This window comes from Serratia sp. CY76391 (assembly GCF_052166695.1).
Lineage (GTDB): Bacteria > Pseudomonadota > Gammaproteobacteria > Enterobacterales > Enterobacteriaceae > Serratia > Serratia nematodiphila.
The window spans coordinates 57,162-80,425 of the sequence record NZ_JBJNOJ010000016.1; the positions used below are offsets into that span (position 1 = coordinate 57,162).

Annotated in this window: 24 protein-coding genes; all 24 read right to left on the minus strand. The window is 56.5% G+C overall.

Going from position 1 to position 23,264, the window contains the following annotated elements:
* Window positions 1–3 precede the first annotated feature (3 nt).
* The 24 genes from ACJ8PN_RS23755 to entS all read right to left on the minus strand — a co-directional run bounded on the left by ACJ8PN_RS23755 (window position 4) and on the right by entS (window position 23,197).
* Window positions 4–747: a hypothetical protein gene (locus ACJ8PN_RS23755; RefSeq protein WP_442535272.1), complete on the minus strand. Its 744-nt coding sequence runs from the start codon at window positions 745–747 to the stop codon at window positions 4–6.
* Window positions 744–1,388 carry a PFGI-1 class ICE element type IV pilus protein PilL2 gene (pilL2, locus tag ACJ8PN_RS23760; protein WP_442535273.1) on the minus strand — a complete coding sequence of 215 codons (645 nt, stop codon included), beginning with the start codon at window positions 1,386–1,388 and terminating at the stop codon, window positions 744–746. The genes ACJ8PN_RS23755 and pilL2 overlap by 4 nt, the downstream gene beginning before the upstream one ends.
* A gap of 146 nt (window positions 1,389–1,534) precedes the next feature.
* Window positions 1,535–1,807, minus strand: a complete 273-nt coding sequence (locus ACJ8PN_RS23765) for a DUF2442 domain-containing protein (protein WP_049209680.1) — start codon at window positions 1,805–1,807, stop codon at window positions 1,535–1,537.
* On the minus strand, window positions 1,788–2,024 hold the full coding sequence (locus ACJ8PN_RS23770) for a DUF4160 domain-containing protein (protein ID WP_442535274.1): 237 nt from the start codon (window positions 2,022–2,024) through the stop codon (window positions 1,788–1,790). The genes ACJ8PN_RS23765 and ACJ8PN_RS23770 overlap by 20 nt, the downstream gene beginning before the upstream one ends.
* A gap of 15 nt (window positions 2,025–2,039) precedes the next feature.
* The gene (locus ACJ8PN_RS23775; protein WP_442535275.1) at window positions 2,040–2,591 is read right to left on the minus strand and encodes a single-stranded DNA-binding protein; all 552 of its coding nucleotides are present in this window, start codon (window positions 2,589–2,591) and stop codon (window positions 2,040–2,042) included.
* A gap of 72 nt (window positions 2,592–2,663) precedes the next feature.
* Window positions 2,664–3,131: an STY4534 family ICE replication protein gene (locus ACJ8PN_RS23780; RefSeq protein WP_195880171.1), complete on the minus strand. Its 468-nt coding sequence runs from the start codon at window positions 3,129–3,131 to the stop codon at window positions 2,664–2,666.
* A gap of 714 nt (window positions 3,132–3,845) precedes the next feature.
* On the minus strand, window positions 3,846–5,885 hold the full coding sequence (locus ACJ8PN_RS23785) for a DNA topoisomerase III (protein ID WP_442535276.1): 2,040 nt from the start codon (window positions 5,883–5,885) through the stop codon (window positions 3,846–3,848).
* A 13-nt stretch (window positions 5,886–5,898) separates the two neighbouring features.
* Window positions 5,899–6,471, minus strand: a complete 573-nt coding sequence (locus tag ACJ8PN_RS23790; RefSeq protein ID WP_442535277.1) for a hypothetical protein — start codon at window positions 6,469–6,471, stop codon at window positions 5,899–5,901.
* The gene (locus tag ACJ8PN_RS23795; protein WP_160204623.1) at window positions 6,468–7,217 is read right to left on the minus strand and encodes a PFL_4669 family integrating conjugative element protein; all 750 of its coding nucleotides are present in this window, start codon (window positions 7,215–7,217) and stop codon (window positions 6,468–6,470) included. Before ACJ8PN_RS23795 ends, ACJ8PN_RS23790 begins: the two co-directional genes overlap by 4 nt.
* 290 nt (window positions 7,218–7,507) lie before the next feature.
* Entirely contained in the window at window positions 7,508–8,788 is a 1,281-nt protein-coding gene (locus ACJ8PN_RS23800) for an STY4528 family pathogenicity island replication protein (protein WP_442535278.1), read from the minus strand.
* A gap of 113 nt (window positions 8,789–8,901) precedes the next feature.
* Window positions 8,902–9,165 (minus strand): ParE family toxin-like protein, encoded by a 264-nt coding sequence (locus ACJ8PN_RS23805; RefSeq protein ID WP_043143926.1) that lies wholly within the window; start codon window positions 9,163–9,165, stop codon window positions 8,902–8,904.
* On the minus strand, window positions 9,162–9,791 hold the full coding sequence (locus tag ACJ8PN_RS23810; protein ID WP_060558267.1) for a DUF2857 domain-containing protein: 630 nt from the start codon (window positions 9,789–9,791) through the stop codon (window positions 9,162–9,164). The genes ACJ8PN_RS23805 and ACJ8PN_RS23810 overlap by 4 nt, the downstream gene beginning before the upstream one ends.
* 108 nt (window positions 9,792–9,899) lie before the next feature.
* Window positions 9,900–10,622, minus strand: a complete 723-nt coding sequence (locus ACJ8PN_RS23815) for a DUF2786 domain-containing protein (RefSeq protein ID WP_442535279.1) — start codon at window positions 10,620–10,622, stop codon at window positions 9,900–9,902.
* Complete coding sequence (locus ACJ8PN_RS23820) at window positions 10,622–12,358, minus strand: ParB family protein (RefSeq protein ID WP_442535280.1); 1,737 nt, start codon at window positions 12,356–12,358, stop codon at window positions 10,622–10,624. The genes ACJ8PN_RS23815 and ACJ8PN_RS23820 overlap by 1 nt, the downstream gene beginning before the upstream one ends.
* A 2-nt stretch (window positions 12,359–12,360) precedes the next feature.
* Window positions 12,361–13,710 carry an SPI-7-type island replicative DNA helicase gene (gene dnaB-PI / locus ACJ8PN_RS23825; protein ID WP_442535281.1) on the minus strand — a complete coding sequence of 450 codons (1,350 nt, stop codon included), beginning with the start codon at window positions 13,708–13,710 and terminating at the stop codon, window positions 12,361–12,363.
* A complete protein-coding gene (locus tag ACJ8PN_RS23830; protein WP_442535282.1) occupies window positions 13,703–14,368 on the minus strand; it encodes a hypothetical protein in 666 nt (221 codons plus the stop codon). Before ACJ8PN_RS23830 ends, dnaB-PI begins: the two co-directional genes overlap by 8 nt.
* Window positions 14,365–15,282, minus strand: a complete 918-nt coding sequence (locus ACJ8PN_RS23835) for a ParA family protein (RefSeq protein WP_197824270.1) — start codon at window positions 15,280–15,282, stop codon at window positions 14,365–14,367. The genes ACJ8PN_RS23830 and ACJ8PN_RS23835 overlap by 4 nt, the downstream gene beginning before the upstream one ends.
* A gap of 197 nt (window positions 15,283–15,479) precedes the next feature.
* Entirely contained in the window at window positions 15,480–15,860 is a 381-nt protein-coding gene (locus tag ACJ8PN_RS23840) for a hypothetical protein (protein ID WP_180548032.1), read from the minus strand.
* Window positions 15,861–16,017: 157 nt separating this feature from the next.
* Complete coding sequence (locus ACJ8PN_RS23845) at window positions 16,018–16,638, minus strand: DUF2238 domain-containing protein (protein WP_442535283.1); 621 nt, start codon at window positions 16,636–16,638, stop codon at window positions 16,018–16,020.
* Window positions 16,639–16,759: 121 nt separating this feature from the next.
* The gene (gene yncE / locus ACJ8PN_RS23850; RefSeq protein WP_370456249.1) at window positions 16,760–17,779 is read right to left on the minus strand and encodes a 7-bladed beta-propeller protein YncE; all 1,020 of its coding nucleotides are present in this window, start codon (window positions 17,777–17,779) and stop codon (window positions 16,760–16,762) included.
* 243 nt (window positions 17,780–18,022) lie between these two features.
* Window positions 18,023–18,883 carry an isochorismatase gene (locus ACJ8PN_RS23855; RefSeq protein WP_004930014.1) on the minus strand — a complete coding sequence of 287 codons (861 nt, stop codon included), beginning with the start codon at window positions 18,881–18,883 and terminating at the stop codon, window positions 18,023–18,025.
* Window positions 18,884–18,886: 3 nt separating this feature from the next.
* Entirely contained in the window at window positions 18,887–20,515 is a 1,629-nt protein-coding gene (locus tag ACJ8PN_RS23860; RefSeq protein WP_033631553.1) for a (2,3-dihydroxybenzoyl)adenylate synthase, read from the minus strand.
* Window positions 20,516–20,522: 7 nt separating this feature from the next.
* Window positions 20,523–21,728 carry an isochorismate synthase gene (locus ACJ8PN_RS23865; protein WP_171453198.1) on the minus strand — a complete coding sequence of 402 codons (1,206 nt, stop codon included), beginning with the start codon at window positions 21,726–21,728 and terminating at the stop codon, window positions 20,523–20,525.
* 212 nt (window positions 21,729–21,940) lie between these two features.
* Window positions 21,941–23,197, minus strand: coding sequence for an enterobactin transporter EntS (gene entS, locus ACJ8PN_RS23870; protein ID WP_033631552.1), 1,257 nt, complete (start codon window positions 23,195–23,197; stop codon window positions 21,941–21,943).
* Window positions 23,198–23,264: the final 67 nt, after the last annotated feature.

Sequence of the window (23,264 nt, forward strand, 5' to 3'; positions counted from 1 at the left end):
TCCTTATTGGGCGCTGACGGTCTGCAGGCGACCGTTCACACGAAACGTCGCCTGCCCGTAGCCGGCACTGACCAGGATCCAGCCGGCGACCGACTCCCCTTCCCCGATTAACCGCACCTGCGACAAATCACTGAACCCCTGCGGCGCCACAGCCGCAAAGGCCGACGTCCCGCGCTGCTCCACACCGGCCAGCACGAATGGTGCTTTGCGCGCCACACGAGGTCCCGCATTACGCGGGGAGGATTTAACTGGCGTGGGCTTGTGCTTTGGGGTGATTTTGGCGGTGGCTGAAGGTGCAGCGGGTACGTCCGTTGATGGGGCTACAGCCGGTACAGGTTTTTCAATCGCTGACTTTTTCACGGACTCAATGCTGTCTTTCAGCGCATTCAACTCAACCTGTTGCGCCTGCAACTGCTGCGCAAGTTTTTCCGGTAACCCATTGGTTAGCGTCAGCGCACCAATCTGCCGCGTGAGCGAGTCCTGGCGTTCAGCCAGGCTTTTAAGCTGTTTCGCCTGCGCCTGCAGCTCATCGGCCATAGAGTTCATGCCATCCTGCGGTGCCAGTGCTTTCTGTGCCTGCTCAAGCAGGGCAATACGCTGGTCGATATGCCTGATAGCCCCTGAACCGACGAGGCCTGCAACCAGGACAACAACAACGCCGGCCGTTGTCCCCCAGAAGGCCCTGCTGCGAAGCAACCCTTTTTTTGCCGGTGTCATCGGCATCATTTCATCATTTTGCTCAGTCATTTTTTCAGCCACCCGCCGGTTGCCGGTACCGTGTTAACGGGCTGAGGTACTATGACCGTCGCAGCAGGATGCGCTGAAACCGGTGCTGAAACCGCCCTGGCCGGCGTCACCGTCACTGGCGGCAGCTGTGTCGCCGGCAACTGATACCCGTCACGCAGGCTGTGGCAGACAACACGTTGCACGTCGTCTACCTCAAGCTGCCACGCGGGGCCTGCCAGTACCTGCAGCGCGGTACGCAAACGCATCGGTCCCAGTTGGTACTGCACCGCCGGCAACGCCTGCCGGTACAGCACGCCGTTTGCCGGTCCGGTCGCGCACAGGGAATAACCAGACTGGCGCAGTGCATAACGCAACGCGTCAGCCACCGTCGGTTTTACTGATGCCGGAATACGGATATCGATGATTTGCGAGAGCGGATCACGCTGAACGGCCGCCGGATCAGTGCTGACCAGTAAATAACGGTCGTAGCGCACCACCTCAGGCGCCTGCCCGTAGGCATCCGGGCTGACCGGCTGAACATTGCGGTTGACGGTGACCGAAGGCGTGACAGGGGAAATATCGCGTTGCTGCAGTGGCTGCTGAGTAACGCACCCGGTCAGCATGAGTGCAGCCAGGGAAGAGAAGAGAATTGTTTTTTTCATCCGGAAGATTTCCTGTTCAGTGACAATTGGCAGGTGTCACTGTGCGGTTACCGTCCAGGAGGCTCAATTAACAACTCTTTATTGCTATTCAAAAAAAAACGCCAACCCGAAGGTCAGCGTTTAGTGTCAGATGACGAGGCACAACATCAGGATAATGAAGGGGTACGAGTAATGCCTTTCGCTCCCATCAACAACCCTTCCGTACTTAAGTCCTCATCCAGATCTGGCCAGTGTATACCCATTCCAGCCCCGCAGAGTTCCCAGTTTTCCCGTTGTGCCTGCGTACCGGCCGCAAGCCGGGGATACCAGGCTAACGGTGCCGAAATAGTTCGGCCATCCATCAAATCAACCGACAAACGGTCATCATCGATGCGGACATTCATTACACGCAGATCATTTTCATTGCGTAAAGTAAGCATCCCAGGCCTCCTGTAAAAGTGTCCGATGTTCAGTCACCAGACGCTGCAGTATACGCAGTTCATGTGATGCAAGTCCCACACTACGCGCAATACTGACATCATGTAACCATATTTTAGCGGTTGCATTGCCCTTATCAATATGGACATGCGCCGGTTCGTTAGGTTCATGACTGTAAAAGTAAAAGCGAAAACCACCTACTCTAAGTATTGTCGGCATAATGTCTCCCGACGATCACAAAGCGTAAATGGCTGATTTTGCGATACCATAACCAAACCCAAGGAACGGTATGTCATCGTCAAAATACATCGGCGCGGCATTTCCACCCGATTGAGCTGGCTGGGGTTGCTGAGCCGGCGTACCGCTGTGCGAAGGTTGCGGTTGCTGAGGTTTCCCCCAACTGCCCTGGCCTGATTGTCCGGCGTTGGTAGGTTGCGAACGCCCCCCCAACATCTGCAGAGTGCCGCCAATGTTGACAACGATTTCAGTGGTGTATTTTTCAACACCGGCCTGATCGGTCCATTTGCGGGTCTGCAGGGAGCCTTCTATGTAAATCTGCGAGCCTTTACGTAAGTATTCGCCGGCAATTTCAGCGAGCTTGCCGAACAGCACGATACGGTGCCATTCGGTTTTTTCTTTCTGTTCACCGGATTGTTTATCACGCCAGGTCTCGGAGGTCGCGAGCGACAGGGTGGCAACAGAACCACCATTTGGCATATAACGGACTTCCGGATCCTGGCCAAGATGACCAATCAATATGACTTTGTTAACGCCGCGAGACGCCATAATCAAAACCTCATAGGGAATAGAGTTAGAAAGGGAAAAACGCCCCGAAAAATCGAGGCGTAGAGGGCGTTATCAGAAAGAGTTTTCCGCGTATTGTTGCTGAGCAGAACCTTGCTGAGGCGGCGTAGAGTCGGATTTCTCAGCCTGGAAGACCTTTTCCTGACCGATTTTGATCCAATCGACCTTGATAAGGCGGGCTTTGAGACTGACGCGCTGTTCACCGGCATGTTCGCCGCTGTTGAGCGTGAAGATGTCCGTTTTGGGATTGCTGAGCACAAAACCAATCAGGACCTTTTTGTCTTCATCAACCGATTTTTGACAGCGGTTTATCAGGCTGCTGGCTTCTTTACCGGCGACCGTTACATCGAAACGCGTGTAACTGGCGTTATCGGTAGGACCGGAGAGTCCATTGACGACACAGCTGATAAAGGTGCCATTCGGCCCATTGACTTGACGAATGTTGCTGAGGTACCCCATGCCCTTGATAGTCAGGTTGAAGTATTCAGTTTTGGTAGATGCTTGCTGAGATTGGGTAGACATGATGTTTTCTCCAGGAGTAAAGATTCGGTGACGGAGAAATACACCTTCCCTGACGGGAAAAGTATTTCCCGTCAGGAGCCAGGTATGGGTATACGCCATATCCTGACAGTCTGATCAGATTGAATAAGCCTTAATCGTTACGCAAAGTCGCGCTCACTATCAACGATATCTACTCTCAAAGGCGGGCAGATGTACCACGCAGCTAAGCTACGTACTCCCTCTCAGGCTAAGGAAGCGTTCTTTTGTTACCACCCGAAGGCGATCCTCTCAGGTAACGGGATCATTAGTGGCTGTCAATTAACAGCAGGGTCACCCGAAGGCGCTCATCACAGACCCACTGAGCATTGGTGGTTGTCCGAAGACAACAAGTAAGCCTGTTCATTTTTAGTTCAGGTGCTGCTGCTGTCAACCAGGAATATCAATTTTGTGAATTGAGGAAACAAAAACGGCACAGTCAAAGACTGCGCCGCGGAGTTTGCACCATAACTGGTAGTAGATCTCATCTGACTTCGAGGAGGGGTAGTAGACTCCTGGCGCGCTTTTCACGAAGTCGCATGCGCTTAATCAATCAACCTGAGTGTGGAGGCCATCGATACGGGCTGAAGCAGAATTGTCCATGCATTAAACTTTCCTGCCATCCGCAGCCACGGGGTGCTCTGCATCAAAGCTCGCCCACATTAGCAAAACTTTCAGCGATAAACATCAGACAATCTCTTACTCCGCACCGGTTGTTTTATTTTTAGCCGGTGATTTTGCTTTATAGCGCTTTGCCTTACGACCACCTTTTGCATCAATGTTGATAATGCCCTGGCAAGTGGGGTAATTACTGCAGCCCCAGAAGGCGCCACCGCCTTTCTTGCCTGCACGCCGGCGCATCGTCCCTCCGCATGTCGGGCACGGCGGTGAAGGAGGCGCAGTGAACTTCACCGCCTGCGTCTTCCCTTTCTCCACCAGATGGCCCGTCCACTGTGCCTGGCGGCTCATGAACGTCTCGAGTGTCATCTGTCCCTGGGCAATCTCGTCCAGTGCCTGCTCCCACAGCGCCGTCATCCCGGGGTTGGTCAGCGCCGTCGGTAACGCATCTATCAGTTCGCCGGCAATCGGCGTGGAGAGCAGGATTTTTCCCTTCTTCTCCAGGTAGCCGCGTTTAAACAGCGTTTCCAGGATACCTGCGCGTGTCGCTTCAGTACCCAGTCCCGCATTCTCTTTCAGCACCTTCTTCAGTTGCGGGTCACTGACGAACGCCGCAGCATTTTTCATGGCGGCGATCAGTGTCCCGTCAGTAAAATGCCCAGGGGGCTTCGTCTGCAGCGTTTTAAGCTCCGCGCCGGCAACCGCGACGGATTCATCTTTTACCAGCGCCGGCAGCCGGACATCATCCGTGTCGGCCGACTCCTCTTTCGCCTCGCTCACGTCATGCTGGAACAGTGCTTTCCAACCTACCACCGCCTCGACCTTGCCACGGGTGCGGAACAATTGTCCGCCGATATTAAAGGTAGCCTCAGTTACATCCACTTCATGTAACGGCAGGAACTGTGCCAGGTAATGCTGACGGATCAGCTGATAGACCTTCAGCTCATCGGCAGACAGCTTGCTCAAATCGAACGGCTGCTTGGTCGGGATAATCCCATGGTGCGCCGTGATTTTTTTGTCGTTCCAGATGCGGGAAACAAAGGCCCTGTCGAGCCTGGCCACGTTTTCGCTCTGCGTTGGATCCGTGCGGGTAACCGCACTCAGCACATCGGCAACCTCTTCCCGCATCGATGTCGGCAGATAGCCGCAATCCGTCCGGGGATATGTGGTCGCTTTGTGCGTTTCATACAGCGACTGCGCGATACTCAGCACCTGGTTTGCGCTCATCCCCCACTTGCGTGAGCAAGCCTGCTGCAGCGTTCCCAGGTCAAAGGCCAGCGGCGCGGATTCTTTCTTGCGCTCGGTCCCTACCTCAAGCACAACGGCATGACCTGTTTGCTGACACAGCTGCACGACGGCCTGCGCCACATTCTGCTGAATACAACGCTTCTCGTCATCACAGTAGTTAGCGGCCGGCACCCAGTTCGCAGGAAAAGTAATGCCATCCTTTTGCAGGTTCGCCCTGACTTGCCAGTACGGCTTGGAAATAAAGTTGGCGATTTCGCGGTCACGGTTCACGACCAGCGCCAGCGTGGGGGTCTGTACCCGCCCGATCGACAACACCTCGCCGTATCCCTGTTCCCGCGCCTTTAGAGTATAAAGTCGGGTCAGGTTCATCCCCGTCATCCAGTCAGCCCGGGCGCGTGCCAGGCCGGCCTCATACAGGGGTGCAGTCTTCTCGCCAGGGAGTTTGTTTGCCAGAGCATGCCGGATACTAGCCTCGTCCAGCGCTGACAACCAGAGCCGCTGGACTGGGCCGGTAAAGTGGCAGTGCTCCAGTAATTCCCGTGCGATCACTTCCCCCTCACGATCCGCATCGGTCGCAATCACTACAGAATCAACCTGCTTGAGCAACCCACGGATGACCGCAAACTGATCGGCAGTGTCTTTTTTTACCGTCATTTTCCACTGAGCAGGAACGATAGGCAGTACAGACTCCCGCCAGGGGTTACCGAACTGTTCACCGTAGGTCTCCGGCTGAGCCTGCTCCAGCAGGTGCCCTATTGCCCAGGTAACGATGACGCCGCTACCCGCCAGATAGCCCTGCTTACGCTGGGTCGCTCCGAGAATGGCACCGATATCTTTACCCTGGCTGGGTTTCTCACACAGGTAGAGCTGCATCAGATAACCTCCCTCAGCCCTGACCTTTGGCAACCTGCTGCAGCTGCGTCATCAGTCTCCCAAGGTAAGCGTCAGTCAGGTGTGACGCATCCGGTGAGCTGTATGTCACTTTCAGACGGCTGCCAACGCCGGACTTGACCACTTCGAGCTCAAGGCGATCATTGCCTTTCCATTCCTGCCCCATCTTGTAATAACTGCCCCGATTTGCCGACCAGACCGGACGTGCTTCATCAATGGAGCTCGCACTCCAGTCACCGTGCTGATCACGCTGGCGCAGACTTTCAAGCTCCTCGGAGGAGATGAACTGATAATGACTTTTCAGGCACGCCGCCGCGGTATCAACGTCCACCGGGAGGCTATACGAATGATGCACGTCCTGCCGGGGCCCGGAAATACCGGCTCGGGTCATCCAAGGCATGCTACCCTCACTGGAGCTACCGCTACCACCGCTTGCCAGCGAATGTGCAGCGTCACTGATTTTCTGGTTCCACTCGCCCAACGCAGTGCCTGCACACCCCGTTAACACCAACGCGGCGCAAAGAACACCTGGCATCAAAAAAGACTTTACCTGTCGATTCATACTCATGATTTAGCTCCTTTTTTAGAGGAAATTAATGCAGAGGTCTTGAGTGGTGGAGAGAAAGAGGAGCGTATTGCGCCCGACATAATATCTTCGTCAGGCATACCAAAACGGGTGATCGCATCCTTACCTGCGGGCGTTTCGAGACGAATATCATCTCGAGTCACCTTCGCGGGACGATAGTGTTGGACGACACCGTAAACGCTACGGATCCAATGCCCCCCTCGGTCCAATAGAGTGTCGCGTTCCGAACGTGATATAAGCCCATAGTGCCAGGCTTGAAAGGCTTTCATCGCAAGCTGGTCATAACCGACCAGAAGGAAAACACAGCGATATCCCACAGGAGTGCGACTAAATACACCAATATTTAGAGGAGACACGGAAGCAACATCTGAAAGAGAAATTTGTGCAGGGATGTTTGCCAGTGTTTTGTCCAGCTCGGCAACAGCCTGTTGAAGTAACTGCGTACCTTTATTTAAGGTCTCTTCCAGGGCGACCATTGCAGCATCGGCATAAGGGTTATCTTCACCAGAAGCCTCATTGATCTGCCCTGCTCGTAGAATAAAACGGGGCATACTATAAATATCAGGGCGTCGCTTCCCCGACGTTTCAGGATCAGCGTTTTGGCTACGTCGCCCTTCCCATAAACGAATGGCATAGAGGGTATGAAGCTCTACGGTAAGAGTGGATTTTAATGCACCAGCGCGTGCAGCCGCCGGTTTTTGTTCGTTATTCTTTGCTGATTCAACCATTAGAAGCATCCTTCCGGGAATGTGTGTGGCTTAAAATAGTCTCGGCAGTCACCATTAGCAGCAATCCAAAACTCTTTTTCATTTCCAAAGGAAAAGTGATGACATGAATTTTGCTCATTTTTTAGCCACTGTTGGCACTGCCAACAGTGGCCGCTTTTTAATCACACAAGTTTTAATCTGAGAGTGTCGAAAATTCTGGATACATACCCAGACCTTAGGTTGTTTATTTTTTAAGCGGTGTTGGCAGTGTCAACACTGTGTATTTTTTAAACACCCCTTCCTGTTTAGATTTATGACTTATTTTTTGCGCGTGCCATTCCCAAACGTAGCTTCGCAACTATGTCGCTGACATGCTCCCGCGACGCCAGGTGTTGACGGACCGAACCTGTTGGTTTTGCTGGCGCCGCAGAGCAAGGTATTTGGCGTCGCGGTACTGGCCTGGCAGGTTCTGGGGATTTGGCACTCGCATACAATTCACCGTTTCTGGCGCGCTTGATGACCGCCAGCAGCCAGCCAGTGGGATTATTCAGGTTACCTTTGGCCATTGCCTGCTCAAGACTCTCCAGCACCTGACGGGAAACCTCTGCAGGCAATGCCTTAAGCTGGACACCAATCTGCCGCTGATCATCCGTCGCTATGATGTTTTGCAGTTCGGCCGGCAACTCAGGTACGTACGTTGTTTTATTCACACTCTGTGTGAAAGAACGTACGTTACAGTTCGGTTTCGTTGATGCACCGTAAGTAACTGATTTCACCATGAGTTCGGAAAGCGAACTTGGTGTTTTACCTCCCTGTTTTACACTGAGTTCGGTATCCGAACCGGGCTTAATTTGACTCAGTTCGGTATCCGAACCCGGGGATTTTTTACTGAGTTCGGCGCCCGAACTGGGGATGTTTTCCTGTCGTTGAGACACTCTGGCAGCCATCTGTTGCGGGGTTTGTGGTGAGCCCAGTCGTTCAGCAATTGCCGCCATCTGGGAATGCTGATGACGCATTGTCGGATCATGCTGAATATCGGTCAGTACCGACCAGGCCGTCTGGCTAACGGTGCGGTTTTTATGCGCGCAGCCCATGGCGACCGTATCCAGCCAGGTCGGATCCAATGTCTCCGCATCACGGGCCGAGAGTGGTTCATCGTGTTGGGCATAGATGTTCCCCCTCACTCGCCCCTTGTCGTCACGCACACGCCGGCACAAACTGAGCCAGCCGGTCAGGCGTAACATCAGCAGCACGCGGCTGACGGTCTCGCGGGACGCCTTACCGTTAAACGGCGAGGCAAGCTGCAGTTGCAGTTCGTCATAGGTCGGGAACACGGCGCCCTGGTTCTGTTGTGCGTACAGGCGGATCATTATCCACGCGGTTTTATCCAGCGGTGACAGGCGGGTGTCCAGGAGCAACCGGCGGGGGATGGAATCATGCACATTGCCCATGTACAGCAGACCGCTGCGCAGATTCGTGACATCGGGACTCCCCGCGTGCTTTTCCGCGCCTATTCGTTCCGCCAGGCGGGCATTCATTTGTTCGAGCGTAAAGGTGATCAGGCTGTCATCAGGGGTTTTATTTATGCTCATCGATTTTGCGCATCCTTTTACGCTGCCTCCGCCTACAGGGCGAAGACATCAAGCGATTGTTGGCCCAACGGCACTCAGGCCTGTACCCGATACCAGGTACAGGGTGAATGTCATCACTTCCACAGTTCGTTGTTGTAGCGTTCATGGGTCAACAACTCCCAGTCATCACCACTGTTTCGGCTGAGCAGTCGCCAGCTGGTACCGATATCAATCTTCATCCAGGCTCGCCCGGGGGCGTGCTTGCCTTTGACATGAAGGTGCTTGTAGTTACGTTCCCCGCGGCGGAAACGTCTGACCTGCTCCTTCGCCTTTCTCTGGCAGGATGGTGGCGCCGAACGGGGGACCTGCAATCCCGGCATTAACATCACAGGCTTCATGCCAGCCTCCTTGTATTTCCTCCCGGCGTAGCGCGTGGCGTACGCACGGCCTGAATGGCTTTTCTGGCCGTCGCAGTTTGAGGGGCATCGAAGCTGCGAACTGCATGCCAGACAGCCGTCAGAGAAACATCCATCTGTTCGGCGGCCAGCATCATGACGTCCAGTCCATCCGCACTGGAGGCGTCATCGATGTCGGCTTTTTGCCACTGGCGCCACAATGCCGCATTCTCGTCGTCGCTGAGCGCTGCACAGCGCCCCTGGCGAATGTTGATACCGGTCATGCGTCGGCGGGCGGCAACTTCAACGGTCGAGAGGCCAAAATAGTGCTGCATCATTTCGATAGAGCCCCCCAACGCCAGTGCACGATCAATCCGCTGCATGCGCTGCTGCTCACGGCGCGCATGTTGCAGCATCAGAGAGAAATTCTCGTGATGGATTTGGAAGGTCAGCACCGATACCGAGCTGTTCATCAGGTAATGCAGGTCTTCAATGGTCAAACCGTGCAGCAGTTGCATCTCCTCCGTGGTCAGCCCCAGAGATTCACAGCGGCGGATATAGCCTGATTTAAGTTCCATTACGAGCTGGGTGAGCAGGCTGTTCGTCGCCTGAGACAAGCTATTACTCATAGTGAAGCCCCCCGAGATATGAAAAAAGGTCGAGATATAAAAAAAGGTTATAAAAAACAGCAAACAAGCAGGCAAATAACACCATTGAAATAAACAAAAAATAAGGACTCATGAGCTACGCCCTCCCTGATAACCAATGCCAGTGTTCACAGCCCCCTGAACACCCTGGTGTAAATGGGCGTTCTGGCCTGCTTCGAATCCACGTAAACGGGCAATATCATCACCGCGGCAGGTTTTCGGGGCGCGCGTTTGCAGCTCACCCATCTTTTGGCTTTCCAGCCAGGCTCCCATCAGCTCGCATTCCTGTTCTGTCACGGTAAACGTCGTGATGACTCTCCGAACGCCGGCAACCCAGCCAGCACGAAACTGCTCTGCTCGGGCACGGCGCGTGCTCATTTTCAGGCGCTTATTCTGGGTTTTCAGGTAGTCTGCAGTCGCATCTTTCAACTGCCGGCTCAGCACATCGAACGCATAAGCCGCAACGGCCGGCCGCTCACTGAAGCCGTAGAACGTCACGTTGCGGCGCGGGCCCGACGCGGTATCCCGCCAGGAAAAATACAAACGGCATCCAAAGGCGCGGGCAATCGCCCACGCCAGCCCGGACATCCATTCAGGCAGTTTTTGTTTCGCTTCGGAAGGTGCTCCCTGGCTCGGTGCCGTCTGAATAGATGACAGGCTGGCCTCCAGCTCGCTGATGCCGTATTTTTCCATCAGTTTTTGCGCCCGGGCTAACGCCAGTCCAGCCTCATGCGCATTACTGTTGCTGCGGGCCAGCTCAAGCAGTTTGCGCACCAGTTTCACCAGGCGCGCCTGTCGTTGTGAATGGCTCATCAGACTTCCTCCCCTGTTGCAGATAAATCACGCTGCAGTTCACGCAGACGGCGTAAGACGCGAATAAGGCGCATCAATTTCACGGCATGAATATCGTCAAGCAAAGGCCAGTCAGCCGCATTTTCCGAACCGATGAGGGCTTCATTGAGGGAGCTTGATGAGGCACCGTCCGGGTTGTTGCCGGCAAGGGTCAGGAGTAACGCGGTAAAGCGAGAGGGACGTTCGGCTGTCAATGCGTAGCCTGCAGCCAGCAAATCAGCTTTGTCGGCTTTGATTTCAGCCTCGCAGCCCGCCACTTCGGCCAGTTCGAATGCCAATCGGAAGGTGACCACCTGCAGGTGCTCGATATCGTCCTGCAGGGCAGAAATAGCCCAGATGGAGGAGACCGGCTCAAGTCCTACCTCAGCGAAGGACACCTCTGCAACAGGGGCTGCAGGCTGTGTCTCGGTATTGTTGTGAGGGGCGGTCGACTCATGAGCGCCTGGCAGAGGGGCTTCATTGACGGTGGTATGCTCACCGCCTAAAACCGTTTCAATGTCACCTGATAACACCGAAGGAGCACCGTATAAATCAGGTTGAGTTTCAACACGTGGTTCAGTTTTAGTTGTAGGCGTTACCTCTTCTTGAGTCTCTTGTGATTTATCATCAGCATCACCTGTCGATTCATGCAACGCGCTGTCCAGCACCAAAGAAGAGCCTTCTCTCTGTACTTCAGGTACCGTCGGTCCGCCGGTATTTCCCTGCTGCAGTGCTGGCGCCAGTTTGACAGTATTGCCTTCGTCTGACAGCTCAGGCGTTAATGCCGGCTCAGGCTCACCGAGGTGCTTGCGACGGTTTTGCTCTTTGGGATCGAGCTCCAGTAGCCAGCGGTCATAATTGAGCAACGGGTGTGGCAAAGCGTTGATGAGCGCACCAATCAACTCATCACGAAACATATCCAGAGAGTAGATTTCGGGGTCATCAAATTGGCGGCAAACTTTGCCAAAGACGCTATCAAACGGTTCTTGAACCTCGACAGTAACACTATGTTCCTCCCAAGTTTTTTCAGCTTCAGCTCGTAAAGCAAGCAATTGACGAATTTGGGGGGCTCCCAATCCCGATTTAAGAAGAGATGGCATGAATGGATATAGGTATTTCACCGTATCTTCCATACGGCTGATACTGGAGAAATGCACCGGATATCCATCGGCACTCATCAAACTTGAGAGCTCACGCAGAGAAACAGCTTTACCCAATTTTTCTTCATACAGGGCACGGGCATCCCGGATCCCCAGAGCTTTTTCGATAAACGCCAGATCTCCCCGTTGTTCGTTCTCGGCCAGATGGCCAAGAAGACAGGACAAACGACCGGGCCATGGCTTGAAAACACAAGAAATGCGGTAAAACCGTTCATCCCCTGTTTCTTGCCATAGTTCTTGCAAGATTGAATAACGGGTGTTGCCACCATCACTGAAAAAATAACCTAGTTCGGGTTGTTCAGGATCAAGAGTAACTAATGGCACAGTTCTCAGGCCGCGAACCCTAATCCCCGCCTTGATTTCATCATATTCAGGATTCCTCGAAATTCGTGGGTTATACGGCGATACGCTTAGCTGGTCGAGAGTAAGCACCAACGGCATATCACTCACTGGCAGTACAGATGATGTCGAAGTTACTGCATGAGTGCCTGCAGCTGTTTTTCCCTGCTGGAGCAAAGCACTATTCAGATCGAGAATCTTGGTTTTAGTACGCGCCATAGTTACGCTCTCCCCGAGTATTGGTCATACTGACCATCGTGGAAGTCACTGAACGCGGTGAATTGCCCTTCAAACTTGACGCGAACGGTGCCCGTTGCCCCCTGCCGCTGCTTACCAATGATAATTTCTGCCGTGCCGGCATCATCAGAGTCAGCGTAATAGACCTCGTCCCGGTAGATGAAGGCGATCACATCGGCATCCTGCTCCAGCGCACCGGAGTCTCGCAGGTCACCATTAAAGGGGCGTTTGTCAGCACGGCTTTCCAACTGACGGTTCAGCTGAGATAGCGCCACAACGGGACAATCAAGTTCTTTGGCCAACGCTTTCAGACTGCGGGAAATTTCTGAAATTTCCTGAGTGCGATTTTCCTGGCCAGGGCAACGCATCAGCTGCAGGTAATCGACCATGATTAAACCCGGATTACCATACAACCGGGTATAGCGCCGTGCCCTGGAACGCAGCAGTGCGGGGGTCAAATACGATTCATCGTCAATAATCAGGCGGTTTTCCAGTGGCAACAACCGCTCCATCGCTTTGGAAATACGCGCCCAATCTTCATCATCCAATTGGCCGCTACGCAACCTTGAAAGTTCAACCCGCCCGTCAACAGCAATCAGGCGTTGGAGCAACTGCTCGCGCGGCATTTCCAGGCTAAAGAAGAATGCCGGTTTCTCCGTGCCTCGAAGTGCGCTGGTGTAGGCGCTCAACGCAAAGGCGGTTTTACCCATCGACGGCCGTGCGGCAAGCAAAACCAAATCTCCCGGCTGCAAACCACACGTCATCACATCGAGCTCTGAGAAGCCGGTCGGGGTTCCTGTGATCCCATTACCGCCATTCACCGTCTCCATAGAGGTCACGACAGCATTCAGCCCATCGGTCAGGCTGACATTCTGCTGTGAGTGGGTTTGCTCTGAGAGCTGGAACAATTGCTGTTCTGCCCTTTCGGTCAGGGCGGCAGAATCTGCGCGGGGATGAGCAGCATCAGCGCTCAATTCACGTCCGAGCTGCAACAGGCTACGCAGTCGACTGCGTTCAGCGACAATCCCGGCATAGGCGACAATATTGGCTGCGCTCGGTGTGTTTTTAGACAACTCCGCCAGATAGGCAAAACCGCCGACCTGCTCGAGTTCACCATTTTGTTCCAGTGACTCATGGAGCGTAATCAGATCAATCGGCTGCTGAACAGCCATCAGGCGAGCCATGGCCTGGAAAATGCGACGATGTACCGCCAGATAAAAATCACGATCTCCAACTAATGGCAGAATGTCATCCCAACGCTCGTTATCCAGCATCAATCCGCCGAGAACGGCCTGCTCGGCATCTGAAGAATAAGGAATATGCAGATCAACCATGGCGCACCTCCGCCCCTTCACCGTCAGTTGTTAACGGGTGCCCAAGAAAAGTCGGGCAGCAAGAACAGACACCCAGCCCAGTTTCACGATTGACCTTGAGCCAACTGCATGGTTTGCTGTTTTTATCCAGGCAAGCATGGCCATCTGTACAACCGCACCCTACGCAAGTTGCCTCTTTTAGGTGAGTATTCTCGGCATCGGCGCCACAGATGTGCTCAAGTACCGCGGCGGCCTCATACGGAGCCTCGGCCATTTCGTGAAGACATTCAGCATCATAGAAGCTGGCAGCATGATTGGTTTTTGCCATCATCAACGCATGCATTTTCAACATGCGGCGCAGCGCATTCTCCGTGGTTTCCAAATTACGGTTAAGCACATTGACGTAAGCCAGTAGCTGTGGTGCTGCAGCGGCCAGATAACCATTAGCCCGTTGCTCCTCAAGACTCACATCACGGCTCCCACCGTTATCCGACCAGTGCTCAAGCCCAAGTTTTTCCCAGTCTGGAACAATCGCGACATTAGGGATTTCCACATGCTCGAAGCCGTTGGTATCCACGACAGTTACTGCATCGCTGTATAGCTCAAGAACCTGCCACGGTGCAGGTGCGGCTAACTCGCGCTGTTCATTAAGAAAAGTCACTAGCTGTTCAATATTCATTGATTTGCCTCCTGACGCAGAACGTCGAAGTCGGCAACCCAGTGAGGGAACAACTCGCAGGCCAGCTCATACATAGTGTCAGCAGCAGCGAGCGTTGATGTACGAGTGGTGGTTCTTTCAAGACGATGGACAGGTTGGCCGGAAGCATGCCCCATTTTGTAAATTTCAAGCTTGGGAATGATGGTGTCGAGAAGGGAGACGTCGAAGGTATCTGCACGCAGATACTGCCCGTTTGCGATAATGCCGCGCAGACTGTTCAAGGTCTGCCAATCCAGATTCGTGTACTCCATGCAGTTCGTCAGAATACGGATACGTGGTAACGCAATACCGTAGCTGGTCAGCGGCAATAGTCCTTCCATCAACCCCAATGTGCCACGCAGAAACTCACGCGTATCCGGCAATATAGGCTTGATAACACCGACAGCGAACTCCGTACTGGCAACCAGAATCAGTTCGAGCATCACAGACGCCGCGCCTTTGGAGTCAATGATGATGACGTCGTACTCGTTGAACAAAGGGTGCTGCAGAACATTTTTCAGCCGCATACGACCATCAGGGGCATGCAACATGGCAGAAGATAAACGGTCGTGGGGATCGTTAGAAACGATGACATCGAGATTAGGGATAACAGAACGGGAGATGATTTCTTCGGGTTGGTTGAGATCGACAGTCTTCATCAACAGTTCATACAAACCGTTGGGTGCCTCGTATTCCAGGGAGAAAATGCTGCTTGCGGTGGGTTGGGAGTGGTCACCATCTATGAGGAGAGTTTTTTTACCTGCATCGGCAAGGAATCCGGCAAGGTTGGCGCTTTGAGTAGATTTACCTTCGCCCCCTTTGGTTGAGACCATAGGGATAACACGAGGTGCCGGGTGGCTAACACCCATAGATGTGGATTTAGCTAATGTATGCATGTTTTACACTCGAATTTATCAATTCGCGTGTAAACGGTTAAATTATATATCCTTTAACAATTTTACAACAAGCACAGGGATTGAAAATCCCCGTGTCCTTGGTTCGATTCCGAGTCCGGGCACCATATTCAGAAGAACCCGCCTATGGCGGGTTTTTCGCTTTCTGGGGTACGGACTCTCCATCGAACTGCGTTCGATTATTCGCTCTCTCGTTTCCTCGGCGGAACCAGCCCAATCACTGCAAGTACGCAAGATTTAGCGGCCAACACCAGATTTAGATGCCCGGGGAAAGCGACGTTAACAAACCAAAAGACCAAGAAGACCGCCAGAGAAATAGGCCAGGCGAGCACGAAGAGCCGGGTATCGCATAGTCGCTGGGCGCAAAACAACAGCGTCAGCACGATCGCCAACAGCCCGAAAGGAAGATACAGAATCAGCCTCAGGTAAGAGGCGATAACGTCGGCGAACGAGGTGTTATTGATGACGGAAATCGTTAACTTCTGAAAGAACAACGTGTCGTTGTTATAGAGATCCAAAAGATTTAGCCACGCAAAGCTGAGCCCTATCGTTAACGACATCCATACTGCATACTCTTTTCGGGATAGGGGGTAGTGATCAAACTCAGTCTCGCATTCAAACAGCCGTTCCGAACCCATGATATAGCACAAATACGCTGAACCGGCGGTAAACGCGATTAAATGCGGCTCCCGTCAGCCACGCCTTTGTTGCCAAAGTTTATCGGCGCAGGCGGCGAATTTGCCGGTCTTGCCAGCCGGCGAACAGCAGCAAACCGTATAGCGCGCCGAGCAACGCGCAGAACATGTCGGACTGGGTATCCCACGGGTCGCCCTGGGTGCCGAGAAACTCGTCGGCGCCCTGGCCCAGCGCCAGCGCCGCCCACCATTCGATCAGCTCATACAGGGCACTGATGGCGAGCGCGATGCAGCACACCACGAAGCCCAGCATCTTGCGCCCCTGTACATAACCACCGCGCAGCAGGATCTCGCGCGCCGCCAGCGCCGGCACCAGCCCCTGGAAGAAGTGCCCCAGTTTGTCGTACGGGTTGCGATCAAGATCCAGCCACTGCTGCACCTCAAACCCCAGTGGCACGCGGGCATAGCTGTACATGCCGCCAAAAATCAGGATCAGCGCGTGGAAGAAAATCAGCGTGTAGAGCAGCGGCGTCAGCGGGTAACGGCGGTGGGTCAGCCACAGCAGCGGCAAAACGATCAAGACCGGCGCCACCTCCAACAGCCAGGTGGTGCGACCGTAAGGGCTGATGCCGCTGTGGATCAGCGCGGCCAGCAGCAGCAGAGTGATAACGGACAACAACAGCGGTGCGCGTGAGACGGGCATAACCAACGTTCCTTCGGGTCAATAAGGCAATCCACACTTTATACCGTAGATCGCACGGCGAAAAAAAAACAGGCGGAGCGTCGCCGCTTCGCCTGTTCGAGGGGGTTTACCCTGCGCGGGATTACTTCAGCGCTACGCGGATCACGTCGTCCGGCGCAGTCGCCTCTTTTTCGCGGCTGGAAGCCTGTTTGACGCTGACGTACAGCGTCTGGCCATCCGGCGACAGCGCCAGGCTGTTCGGGTGGGTCGGCGTCTTGATGGTGTTCAGCACCTTGTAGCTCTTGGCGTCGATCACGCTCACTTCGCCCGCCTGGCGGTGGGTGACGTAGACTTCATTGCGCGCCGGGTTGAACAGCACCGCCAGCGATTCCGGCACGTCGATCTTGCTCAGGATGTTGCCGTTGCGGGTATCCACCACCAGCACCTGCGGCTGCTTGGAATCGGTGATGAAGGCGCGGTGAGTGGCGGTATCCAGGCTGATGTTCAGGAAGAAGTGCTCTTTAGACTCATCCAGCTTCTTGCGCGACAGTACCTTGTTGCTCTGGGTATCGATGGTCACCAGCTCGCCGTCGGCGTTGGTGACATACAGGCGTTTGGCGGCGGCGTCCAGCGCCAGACCGGTGCCGTATTTGCCGGTGTCGGTCACGGTGGCGCGCAGGGTCAGATCCTTGCCGTCCACCACCCACACCACGCTGGAATCCCCCAGCCCGGTGATGTACAGCGTGTCGCTGTCGGCATCCGCCACCAGTTCGCGCGGCGCCAGCGGCTTGACGGTTTCGGAGCGCTGGCGCGCGTCCAGCACCAGGCGGCCTTTCACGTCGCCGGTCTTGGCGTCGATGGCGGTCACCGAGTTATTGACGGTGTTGCCGAAGAACAGCGTGCCGGTCTTGGCGTTGACGGCGGCGCCGAACGGCTTGATGTCGTTATGGATAATTTGGGTCACGTCCAGCGTGGTCGGATCCAGACGGTAAACGATGCCGCCCTTGTCCAGCTTGCGGCTCTGCGAGGTGGCCAGGTAGAGCGCGTTTTCGCTCGGGCTGTAAGCCATTTCATAAGCGCCTTTGCCGACCGGCTTGCGCAGCACTTCCGGCGCGGTTTGCGCCTGCAAGGTGTTGGAGAACAGCAGCGTGGACAGCAGCATCAGCGGAAATGCCGCGCGTTTTCCCTTGGTAATCAAAGTATTCATCAAAATCTCCTTATATCCTTCATACTTGCAGCTACATCGGCGTTGGCTGCGCTCGCTCGCCCCAGTCACTTACCTGAGTAAGCTCCTGGGGACTCACGTTCTTGCCGCCTTGATGCAGCTGCAATTATTTTGGATATGGCTCAAAAGAGCGGCGTTTTATGTCAAACCAGACGGCCGCCGCATTATCGTTATTAAAAATCAGGCTTTCTCTTCGGAAAGCAGCGCCCACCAGCTGTCGATGGTCGGGTTGCGCGCCAGCGCGATAAAGTCGATGTCGCCGCGGATCTTGCGCCAGCGGGTCGCCAACTCCATGATGCGCACCGAATCCAGGCCGTAATCGATCAGGTTTTCATCGTTGCCCATGTCCTCGCTGTCTTCGTCCAGCAGCGGCAGGATCTGCTGACGCAGCGCATCGATGCTGGCGATGCCGGCCGCCGGCAGCAGAGACGCGGTGGTCACCACCCGGCCGCAGCGGCCGGCGGTGTAGCGCAGCGCCATCAGGTGTTCGTCGCGCGAGAAGTCCGCCAGGCCGTCGGCCACCATGAACGGCTGGATGTTGCGCATGAAGGCGTCGATGGCGGTGGTCAGGCAGCCGATGTGCGCATACACGCCGCAGATGATCAGCTGATCGCGGCCGGACTCCTGCAGGATCTCCTGCAGCGGCGAGCGATGGAAGGCGCTGTAGCGCCATTTCACCAGCACCGTGTCGTCTTCGTCCGGCGCCAGCGCAGCGGTCACCGCCTGCTGCTCAGGGTGCTTGTTCAGGCCCGGCCCCCACATATCGTTCAACAGCGCGCGATCTTCATCGCTCTGCTGGTTCGGCTGCGCGGTATAGAACACCGGGATGCCCTGCTGTTTGCAGTAACGGCGCAGGTTGGCGATATTCTCCACCACCTGTTTAATCAGCGCGCTGTCCTCGCCCCAGAAGTTGAGGAAATACTGCTGCATATCGTGGATCAACAGCGCGGCGCGCTGTGGCTCCACCTGCCAGGTGACTTTATTTTGCGGCAGTTCGTCCGCCGTCGGCAGCGCGTAGTCATTAAGTTTTGGAATGGCCATCGATTAATCTCCCTGAGCCTGAGTCTGTAGTTGCGCGTCGAGCTGCTGGCGCAGCCGTTTTTTGTCCACTTTGCCGACCGGGGTCAGCGGCAGGCTGTCCACCTGAATAAAGCGATCCGGCAGCTTGAAGTCCGCCACGCCCTGCTCACGCAGGTGGCGGCGCAGCACCACCGGCTTCAGCGGCGCGTTGGCGATGATATAGGCGCAGCTCTTCTCCCCCATCAGCGCATCCGGCATCGATACCAGCGCGGCGTTGATCACGTCCGGATGACGCAGCAGCAGGTTCTCGATCTCCTCGGCGGCGATCTTCTCCCCGCCGCGGTTGATCTGGTCTTTCTGCCGCCCCTGCACGGTGATGTAGCCGTCTTCGCTGATGCTGATCAGATCGCCGGAGCAGTAGAAACCCTCGGCGTCGAAAGCATCGGCGTTGTGCGCCGGGCTCTGGTAGTAACCGCGGAAGGTGTAAGGCCCGCGCGTCATCAACCGTCCGACCTCGCCCGCCGGTAACGGATTGCCGTCGTCATCCGCCACCCATACCTCGTCGTCCGGCGACATCGGCCGCCCTTGCGTCGCCAGAATGTGGCGTTCGTCGTCGTCCAGCCGGGTGTAGTTCACCAGCCCTTCCGCCATGCCGAACACCTGCTGCAGTTGGCAGCCGATTTCGTTCTGAATGCGTGCCGCCAGCGTTTCACCCAGCTTGGCGCCGCCCACCTGCAGCAGTTTCAGGCTGGCGAGCTGGGCATTGCCGCCCCACTCTTCGATCGCCTGCAGCCACAGCGTGACCGCCGGCGGCACCAGCGCCGTCACGTTGATCTGGTGCTGTTCGATCAGGCGGAAGCATTGCCCGGCGTCCGGATCGGCGGCGAACACCACCAGCCCGGCGCCATAAAACACGCCCAGCACGCCCGGCGAACTCATCGGGTAGTTGTGCGCCACCGGCAGCGCGCACAGATAGCGGGTCTGCGCGTCGAAACGGCAGATCTCCACGCTGCGGCGAATGCTGTAGTAGTAGTCATTGTGGGTGCGCGGGATCAGCTTCGGCGTGCCGGTGCTGCCGCCGGAAAGCTGGAAGAACGCCACCTGATCGGCCGCGGAAGGCTGCGCGACGAAACCGTCGCTCGCTTCGTCCAGCCAGGCGGCCAGCGCCAGCTCGCCCTCGGCCTGGCTGCGCAGCGCCACGACGCGCAGCGAAGGATGCGCATCGCGGAAGGCGTTCAGGAATTGATCGTCGGCAAACAGCGCGTGCTGGCGATCGGCGATCAGCAGCGCCGGTTTGATCTGCTCGGCATAGGCATTCAGCTCGCTGCGCTGATGGCTGAACAGCGCGTTGACCGGCGCCACGCCAATTTTCAGCAGCGCGAAGAACACGATATAGAACTCCGCCACGTTGCCCAACTGCACCAGCGCGGTGTCGCCGGATTTTACGCCGCGGCGCAGCAAAGCGGCCGCCAGGCGATCGGAGCGCTGCTGCAGCTCGCGGTAGGTCAGGCTGCCCTGGGCGTCGATAATCGCCGGGGCGTCGTTGTTGGCCTGGCGGTCGAGGATCTCGGTCAGCGGCTTGTCAGTCCAGTAGCCGCGCTCGCGATAGCGGCTGGCGAACTCCGCCGGCCAGGGGGTAAAGGCAATGCTCATCTTGTCGTTATCCTTGATTTATACCAAAGGCACGCAGAATGGTGCTGAGTTTGGTGCCTGTTTCATGCCATTCAGATTCGGGTGAAGAGTCTTCCACGATGCCGGCGCCGGCGAACAGCCGCACCCGGTTGCCGTCAACGGTGCCGCAGCGGATAGTCACTACCCACTCGCCGTTGCCTTCGTCGTCGCACCAGCCGACGATGCCGCCGAACAGGCCGCGATCGAACGGCTCCAGCTTGCCGATCAGGGCGTGCGCCTCGGCCGTCGGCATGCCGCACAGCGCCGGCGTCGGGTGCAGCAGGCAGGCCAGCGACAGGGCGTTTTCGTCGGGAGACGCCGCCTCGCCGTCGATCGGCGTGGAGAGATGCCACAGCGTGGTGGTGGTCAGCAATTCAGGGGTTTGCGGCACGTTCAGGTAGCGGCAGCGGCCGGCCAGCACGTCACGCATGCTTTCGGTGACGATGCGATGCTCGTGGCGATCTTTCGCCGAGGCCATCAGCCGCTCTCCCACTTCGCGATCGCGCTGCGGGTCGGCCTCGCGCCGGGCGGAACCGGCCAGCGGGTTGGAATAAAAACGGCCGCCGTCCTGGCGCAGCAGCAGCTCGGGGCTGGCGCCCAACAGCGCGCCCTGCTCCAGCGGCACATGAAAATGGAAACCGTGCGGGTTCTGGGCAATCACGCGCGCCATCAGCGCATGGCGATCCACCGGCTGACGCGTTTCGATCTCCAGCAGGCGCGACAAGACCACTTTGTCCAACTCACCGGCCTTCATCGCGTCGACGGCGTCGCTGACCATGTTCATGAACGGCTGCTGTGGCGGCAGTTCCGTTACGCCGGCCAGCTCCGGCCCATCCGCCGCCGGCCTAACGCCGGCCATAAAGGCGGCGCGATCGAACCAGCGGCTCTGCTGCGGAATAAACAGCGCCGAAGGCTGCCGGGTATCGAACGGGATGGCGCCGCACAGCAGCGGTTTTTTGATGCCGGCCTGGCGGGCCTCGGCAAACGCCTGCCGCACGCTGCGCTGGAACTCGCCGTTCAGATCGGCGCCGTCCGCGGCCGGCAGGCGAATGCGGCTGAAACAACCGGTGGTGGTCAAGCTGCGGAAAGGAGAAGTAAAGAAGAAGCCCGACGCGGGAGAAAAATCAGCGGCGAACCGGTGTTCTTCGCGCTCCTGCATTTCCTTTCGATTGATGTCGTTCACGGCAGTATCCATCGCTTCGCCCTCAAGGATTTGAAGTGATAACCAATATAATAATGATTATCATTTGAGTTAATTCCGCGCTAAATTACTCGCCGATATTTGCTATGTCAATAAACGTAAGCACTTCTTTCATTTCGAAATCATGACATAAACGCTGTGGGTTTTACGCATGCCGATGATAAGCATTGCTATTTGATCCCACAGCGTTGTCTTAACGCGTTCGACTACTTTTCTGTGGCAGGCTGCGGCTCCGGTTTGTGCAGCGTAACCTGGCGCAAACCGGTCATGGCGAACAGCAGCAGGATGCCGAGCGCCGCCGCGCCGAAGCCGAAGCCGCTGGCGCTCATCGCCGGCAGCATAAAGGCGCCCATCGCCCCCAGCAGCAACGCGCCCAGCGCATCGCCCACCACGTTCTGCGCCGTCCACAGGCCATTGATGCGGCCGAGGAAGTTGTCCGGCGTCAGGCTCTGGATCAGACCGTATTGCAGCAGCGAGTTCAGCGCGCTCAGGTAGCCGAACGCCACCAGGCACAGCAACGCCAGGCTGTACCACGGCATCAGGCCGAACAGGCCAATGGCGGCGAACGCCGCGATCGCCGTCAGCAGCATCACCCAGCCGGGGCGCGCCACGTGCGCCACGCGCCCGCTGGTGAACGCGCCGATGGCCGCGCCGAGCGGCACGGCGGCGTACATATAGCCAAGGTGGGCAGCGTCGATGTGCCAACCTTCCGCCATCGCCGGGTACAGCACCCGCACCGCGCTGGCCATGGTCAGCAGCGCGCCGATCAGTGCCACCATGCCGATCACCTTGTTCTGGAACAGGAAGGCGAAACCGCCCGCCAGCGCGCGCAGCGGGTGTTCACGCGGCTGCGGCGGCGGCATCAGCTGCGGCAGGCTCAGCAGCGGCAACAGCGTCAGCAGGGTGCCGAACGCCGCCAGGCCGTAGTTCCAGGCGATACCCATATGGGCGATCACCAGGCCGCCGATCGCCGGAGAAAGAATCGAGCCGAAGCGCACCGTCAGCATGCTGATGGCGCCCGCCTGCACGATGTTTTCGCGGCCCACCAGCGCCGGCGTGGCTGCCAGCAGCGCCGTCACCCCCACCGCGCCGAAGAAGCCGTCCCACACCGCCAGCAGATAAATGGCCGCCAGCGAAGGCGACGGCAACAGGGCGTTGAGACACAGGCCGACAAAACCGACGCCGCAGGTGGAACGCGCAAACAGAATCAGCCGGCGTCGCTCATAGCGATCGGCCAATACGCCCCCCATCAGCAGCCCGGCGAACATGCCGCCGCCGGCCAGCGTCACCGCCAGCCCGACCTGCAGGGTGGAACCGGTCAACGCCTGGATCTGCACCGGGATGGCGATCGCCATCAACCCCAGCGCGACAATGGAGATAAAGCGCGCGCAGAACACCGCGCGGAAAGCCCGGTTGGTTTTCAGCAGGCTGAAATCAAGCAGGATGGAGGGTTTGCTACTCATCGGTTGTTCACCACATCTTTAAACGGGGATTCTGCAGTTGCGGGGCGCTATGCTAGCACAGATGACG

Excerpts from the sequence above, each read along its gene's own strand:
- ACJ8PN_RS23755 (WP_442535272.1), bottom strand. The coding sequence starts at position 747 with ATGACTGAGCAAAATGATGAAATGATGCCGATGACACCGGCAAAAAAA.
- pilL2 (WP_442535273.1), bottom strand. The coding sequence starts at position 1,388 with ATGAAAAAAACAATTCTCTTCTCTTCCCTGGCTGCACTCATGCTGACC.
- ACJ8PN_RS23765 (WP_049209680.1), bottom strand. The coding sequence starts at position 1,807 with ATGCTTACTTTACGCAATGAAAATGATCTGCGTGTAATGAATGTCCGC.
- ACJ8PN_RS23770 (WP_442535274.1), bottom strand. The coding sequence starts at position 2,024 with ATGCCGACAATACTTAGAGTAGGTGGTTTTCGCTTTTACTTTTACAGT.
- ACJ8PN_RS23775 (WP_442535275.1), bottom strand. The coding sequence starts at position 2,591 with ATGGCGTCTCGCGGCGTTAACAAAGTCATATTGATTGGTCATCTTGGC.
- ACJ8PN_RS23780 (WP_195880171.1), bottom strand. The coding sequence starts at position 3,131 with ATGTCTACCCAATCTCAGCAAGCATCTACCAAAACTGAATACTTCAAC.
- ACJ8PN_RS23785 (WP_442535276.1), bottom strand. The coding sequence starts at position 5,885 with ATGCAGCTCTACCTGTGTGAGAAACCCAGCCAGGGTAAAGATATCGGT.
- ACJ8PN_RS23790 (WP_442535277.1), bottom strand. The coding sequence starts at position 6,471 with ATGAGTATGAATCGACAGGTAAAGTCTTTTTTGATGCCAGGTGTTCTT.
- ACJ8PN_RS23795 (WP_160204623.1), bottom strand. The coding sequence starts at position 7,217 with ATGGTTGAATCAGCAAAGAATAACGAACAAAAACCGGCGGCTGCACGC.
- ACJ8PN_RS23800 (WP_442535278.1), bottom strand. The coding sequence starts at position 8,788 with ATGAGCATAAATAAAACCCCTGATGACAGCCTGATCACCTTTACGCTC.
- ACJ8PN_RS23805 (WP_043143926.1), bottom strand. The coding sequence starts at position 9,165 with ATGAAGCCTGTGATGTTAATGCCGGGATTGCAGGTCCCCCGTTCGGCG.
- ACJ8PN_RS23810 (WP_060558267.1), bottom strand. The coding sequence starts at position 9,791 with ATGAGTAATAGCTTGTCTCAGGCGACGAACAGCCTGCTCACCCAGCTC.
- ACJ8PN_RS23815 (WP_442535279.1), bottom strand. The coding sequence starts at position 10,622 with ATGAGCCATTCACAACGACAGGCGCGCCTGGTGAAACTGGTGCGCAAA.
- ACJ8PN_RS23820 (WP_442535280.1), bottom strand. The coding sequence starts at position 12,358 with ATGGCGCGTACTAAAACCAAGATTCTCGATCTGAATAGTGCTTTGCTC.
- dnaB-PI (WP_442535281.1), bottom strand. The coding sequence starts at position 13,710 with ATGGTTGATCTGCATATTCCTTATTCTTCAGATGCCGAGCAGGCCGTT.
- ACJ8PN_RS23830 (WP_442535282.1), bottom strand. The coding sequence starts at position 14,368 with ATGAATATTGAACAGCTAGTGACTTTTCTTAATGAACAGCGCGAGTTA.
- ACJ8PN_RS23835 (WP_197824270.1), bottom strand. The coding sequence starts at position 15,282 with ATGCATACATTAGCTAAATCCACATCTATGGGTGTTAGCCACCCGGCA.
- ACJ8PN_RS23840 (WP_180548032.1), bottom strand. The coding sequence starts at position 15,860 with ATGTCGTTAACGATAGGGCTCAGCTTTGCGTGGCTAAATCTTTTGGAT.
- ACJ8PN_RS23845 (WP_442535283.1), bottom strand. The coding sequence starts at position 16,638 with ATGCCCGTCTCACGCGCACCGCTGTTGTTGTCCGTTATCACTCTGCTG.
- yncE (WP_370456249.1), bottom strand. The coding sequence starts at position 17,779 with ATGCTGCTGTCCACGCTGCTGTTCTCCAACACCTTGCAGGCGCAAACC.
- ACJ8PN_RS23855 (WP_004930014.1), bottom strand. The coding sequence starts at position 18,883 with ATGGCCATTCCAAAACTTAATGACTACGCGCTGCCGACGGCGGACGAA.
- ACJ8PN_RS23860 (WP_033631553.1), bottom strand. The coding sequence starts at position 20,515 with ATGAGCATTGCCTTTACCCCCTGGCCGGCGGAGTTCGCCAGCCGCTAT.
- ACJ8PN_RS23865 (WP_171453198.1), bottom strand. The coding sequence starts at position 21,728 with ATGGATACTGCCGTGAACGACATCAATCGAAAGGAAATGCAGGAGCGC.
- entS (WP_033631552.1), bottom strand. The coding sequence starts at position 23,197 with ATGAGTAGCAAACCCTCCATCCTGCTTGATTTCAGCCTGCTGAAAACC.